Origin of the sequence: Streptomyces katrae, from assembly GCF_000966975.1 — a bacterium.
Taxonomy (GTDB): domain Bacteria; phylum Actinomycetota; class Actinomycetes; order Streptomycetales; family Streptomycetaceae; genus Streptomyces; species Streptomyces katrae.
On the sequence record NZ_JZWV01001329.1, the window covers coordinates 1 to 4,168 of the forward strand.

Genomic DNA, 4,168 nt, shown 5'->3' on the forward strand with positions numbered 1-4,168 from the left:
GAGGATGAGCAGGGCGTTGAGTGCCGTCTCGACGTCGAGGACGTTGCCGGCGAGTGCGCGGGCCATGGCGCCCATCATGAACGGCAGGGCGACCATGATCACGAGGAAGGTGCGGTCGGCGCTGAGCACGGCGGCGTACCGGCGGACCAGGGTCGACAGCTGGGAACCCCAGCTCTGCGCCTTGGGCGGCGGCGCCGGCGGCGCGGCGGCGGCCCCCGCGGCCTGCGCGGCCTGCGCGCCCCCCGCCGCGGAGCCTGGCCCGCGGGCGCCCTGGTCGACGTAGCGGCGGTGCACGGGCGAACCCCGGAAGGCCCCCGCCCAGTCCCGCTCCCGGTCGTTCTCGAAGACCTCGAAGGCCTCGGGCCACTCGTTGAAGCCGAAGAAGCCCAGGGCCTCCTGGGGCGGGCCGAAGTAGGCGACGCGCCCGCCGGGGGCGAGGAACAGCAGCCGGTCGCAGACGTCGAGGCTGAGCACGCTGTGGGTGACGACGATGACGGTGCGGCCGTCGTCGGCGAGGCCGCGCAGCATGTGCATCACCGAGCGGTCCATGCCGGGGTCGAGGCCGGAGGTGGGCTCGTCGAGGAAGAGCAGCGAGGGTTTGGTGAGCAGTTCGAGCGCGACGGAGACCCGCTTGCGCTGGCCGCCGGAGAGGCTGTGGATGGGCTGGTCGGCCCGCTGGACGAGACCGAGTTCGCGGATCACCTCGTCGACCCGGGCCTCGCGTTCGGCCCGGCTGGTGTCCTGCGGGAAGCGCAGTTCGGCGGCGTACACGAGGGCGCGGCGGACGGTGAGCTGGGCGTGCAGGATGTCGTCCTGGGGGACGAGGCCGATGCGGCTGCGCAGTTCGGCGTAGTCGTGGTAGAGGTCGCGGCCGTCGTAGAGGACGGTTCCGGTGTCGGCGGGGCGCAGGCCGGTGAGCGCGCCGAGCAGGGTGGACTTGCCGGCGCCGCTGGGGCCCACGACGGCGAGGAGGCACTTGGCGCCGACGGGGAAGGTGACCCCGTCCATCAGGGTCTTGCGGCCGTGGTCCACGGTGACGGAGAGGTCCTGGACGTCGAGGGAGACCTCGCCGGTGTCGGTGTACTCCAGGAGCCGGTCGCCGACCAGGCAGAAGGCCGAGTGTCCGATGCCGACGATGTCGCCCTCGGCGATCCTGGCCCGGCCGATGCGGGCGCCGTTGAGGTAGGTGCCGTTGTGGCTGCCGAGGTCGACGATCTCGTAGGTGCCGTCGGCCAGGGCGCGCAGCTCGGCGTGCCGGCGGGAGACGACGAGGTTGTCGATGACCAGGTCGTTGCCCGGGTCCCGGCCGATGCGCACGGCGGTCCGCGCGGGCACCGCCCGGACGCTCGTGGGCTGGCGGAAGGTGCTGGTCATGGCCGGGTTGGTGACCGCCGAGGGACGGCCTCCGGCGGGGGGCTGCGGCGTACGGCCGACCAGCACGGCGCGGGGGCCGTCGACGGCGTTGCCGAAGCGCAGCTCGCTGCCGGGGCCGACGTTCTCCACGCGGACGCGGTGGCCGTCGGCGGCCCAGGTTCCGTTGGTGCTGTTCTCGTCCTCGACGGTCCAGTGGTCTCCGTCGGGACGCAGAACGGCGTGGTGCCACGAGACGCGGGCGTCTTCGAAGCAGATGTCGCAGAGGGGGTCGCGTCCGACGTGGTAAGTCCTGCCGGGGCTCATTTCCGTGGAGCCTCGAGCGGTTTCCAGGACGAGTTCGGGCGCGGTCGGCACACCGGGGCGCTGGACCATGACCAGATTTTCGCACGATCCGTCCGTCCCGGCATAAGCGCAGGTCAAGCGGGCCTTATGGGTAATGACAACGGTCCCCGTTGCAGCCTTTGCCCTATTCGCCGGGGTGCGCTTCACTTCACGCGTCGGAACCGAACGGACGGACGGACAGACGGGGGACGCGATGAGCGGGCACGACGGCCACGACCACGGCCACGACCACGAGGGCGGGCCCGGGCAGGCGCACGCGCAGGCCTCCGGGCACGGCCACGGGCACGGCCACGGGCACGCGGGGCACAGCCACGGGGTGGACCCCGACGCCGACCGCCGCTGGCTGGCGATCGCGCTCGCCCTGATCGGCGGCTTCATGGCCGTCGAGGTGGTCGTCGGCGTGCTGGCCCACTCGCTGGCCCTGATCTCCGACGCCGCGCACATGCTGACCGACGCCGTCTCGATCGTCCTGGCGCTAGTCGCGATGCGGCTGGCTGCGCGCCCGGCCCGCGGCGGGTTCACCTTCGGGCTCAAGCGCGCGGAGATACTCTCCGCCCAGGCCAACGGCCTGACCCTGCTGCTGCTGGCGGTCTGGCTGGCGTACGAGGCCGTGCGCCGGCTGATCGATCCGCCGCCGGTGGAGGGCGGGCTCGTGCTGGTGACGGCGCTGGCCGGAATCGTGGTGAACGTGGCGGCGGCCTGGTGCATCTCGCGGGCGAACCGCTCCTCGCTCGCGGTGGAGGGCGCCTACCAGCACATCCTCAATGACCTGTTCGCCTTCATCGGGACGGCCGTGGCCGGTCTGATCGTGCTGACCACCGGGTTCGTGCAGGCCGACGCGATCGCCTCGCTCGTGGTGGTGGCGCTGATGGTCAAGGCCGGGTACGGGCTGGTGCGCGAGTCCGGACGGATCTTCCTGGAGGCCGCTCCGGCACACCTGGACCCGGACGCGGTCGGCGACCGGCTCGTCGGGCACCCGCCGGTGACGGAGGTGCACGACCTGCACATCTGGACGATCACCTCGGGGCAGGCTGCCCTGTCGGCGCACGTGCTGGTCGAGCCGGCGGGTGACTGCCACGCGGTACGGCGCGATCTGGAGGCGCTGCTGGCGAAGGAGTACGGGATCACCCACACCACCCTCCAGGTGGACCACGTCCAGGACGAGCTGCTGTCGGTGGGCCGCGCGGGTGAGGGCCCGGAGACGGCGGACCCGCACTGCGCGGACGCGCACGGCCCGGTGCACCGCCAGGGCCCGCACGACCACTGACCAGGGCCCGCACGACCACCGAACGGCCTCCCGTGCGTGTCCGCCCCGGTTCCGGTCACTGACCGGGGCCGGGGCGGGGCATGTATGGGACCGTGACGCAGCCCAAGAGGTACAAGCAGAGTGCCGGCCTGCTCCTGTTCCGCCGCCGCGGGGCCGGCGCCGACGGCCGTGACGGCGGGGTCGAGGTGCTGCTCGGCCATATGGGCGGCCCCCTGTGGGCGGGCCGGGACGCCGGAGGGTGGGCCATCCCCAAGGGCGAGTACGGGCCGGACGAGACCCCGCGCGACGCGGCCCGCCGGGAGTTCACCGAGGAGCTGGGGCTGCCTCCGCCGGAGGGCGAGTACCTGCCGCTGGGCGAGGTGCGGCTGTCCAGCGGGAAGCTGGTGACCATCTGGGCGGTGGAGGGAGACCTCGACCCGGCGCTGGTGGTGCCGGGGACCTTCACCATGGAGTGGCCGCCGCACTCGGGGACCGAGCGGGAGTTCCCCGAACTGGACCGGGTGGCCTGGTTCGGCCCCCCGATGGCCCGGAACAAGCTGATCGCCTCTCAAGTGCCTTTTCTGGACCGATTGTTGACCCTCCTGGCAGATTGACCTGACCTTTACTTGCCAACAAACCTCACCTGCATGGACATTGCACATATGACGAACGTCGTGCTGGTGGGAACCCTGGACACCAAGGGTGTCGAGTACGGCTGGCTGCGCGAGAGGCTGCTGCGCGCCGGCGTCGAGGTGTTACTGGTCGACACGGGGATCATGGGAGAACCCCGGGTTCCGGCGGACGTGCCGCGCGAAGAGGTGGCGCGGGCCGCCGGAACCGAACTCCCGCTCCTGCGCACGGCCGCCGACCGGGGCGCGGCCGTGACCACGATGGCCGAGGGGGCGGAGGCGACCCTCCTCAGGCTGCACGCCGAGGGGCGGCTGCACGGGGTCCTCGCGATCGGCGGCAGCGGGGCACCTCCATCGCCACCCGGGCGATGCGGGCCCTGCCGCTGGGCGTACCGAAGGTGATGGTCTCGTCGATGGCCTCGGGGGACGTCTCCCCGTACGTGGGCTCCTCGGACATCACCATGATGTACAGCGTGGTGGACATCGCCGGGATCAACAGCATCTCGGCGCCGGTACTGGCCAACGCGGCCGAGGCGATAGCCGGGATGGCCAAGGGCTTCGCCCGCTCCGCCCTGGA

Annotated in this window: 3 protein-coding genes and 1 pseudogene; 3 read left to right on the top strand and 1 reads right to left on the bottom strand. The window is 72.3% G+C overall.

Annotated elements, in window-relative coordinates; genetic code table 11:
* On the bottom strand, positions 1–1,746 hold a 1,746-nt coding region (locus tag VR44_RS36825), incomplete at its 3' end, for an FHA domain-containing protein (RefSeq protein WP_045952027.1).
* A 163-nt stretch (positions 1,747–1,909) separates the two neighbouring features.
* Here VR44_RS36825 and VR44_RS36830 point away from each other — a divergent pair.
* From VR44_RS36830 to VR44_RS36840, 3 genes and pseudogenes are all read left to right on the top strand, one after another.
* Positions 1,910–2,983, top strand: a complete 1,074-nt coding sequence (locus tag VR44_RS36830; RefSeq protein ID WP_045952025.1) for a cation diffusion facilitator family transporter — start codon at positions 1,910–1,912, stop codon at positions 2,981–2,983.
* Between the two features lie 80 nt (positions 2,984–3,063).
* Positions 3,064–3,576, top strand: coding sequence for an NUDIX hydrolase (locus tag VR44_RS36835; protein WP_045952026.1), 513 nt, complete (start codon positions 3,064–3,066; stop codon positions 3,574–3,576).
* Between the two features lie 48 nt (positions 3,577–3,624).
* Positions 3,625–4,168, top strand: a pseudogene (locus tag VR44_RS36840) (Tm-1-like ATP-binding domain-containing protein); the annotation flags it as partial.

Excerpts from the sequence above, each read along its gene's own strand:
- VR44_RS36835 (WP_045952026.1), top strand. The coding sequence starts at position 3,064 with ATGTATGGGACCGTGACGCAGCCCAAGAGGTACAAGCAGAGTGCCGGC.
- VR44_RS36830 (WP_045952025.1), top strand. The coding sequence starts at position 1,910 with ATGAGCGGGCACGACGGCCACGACCACGGCCACGACCACGAGGGCGGG.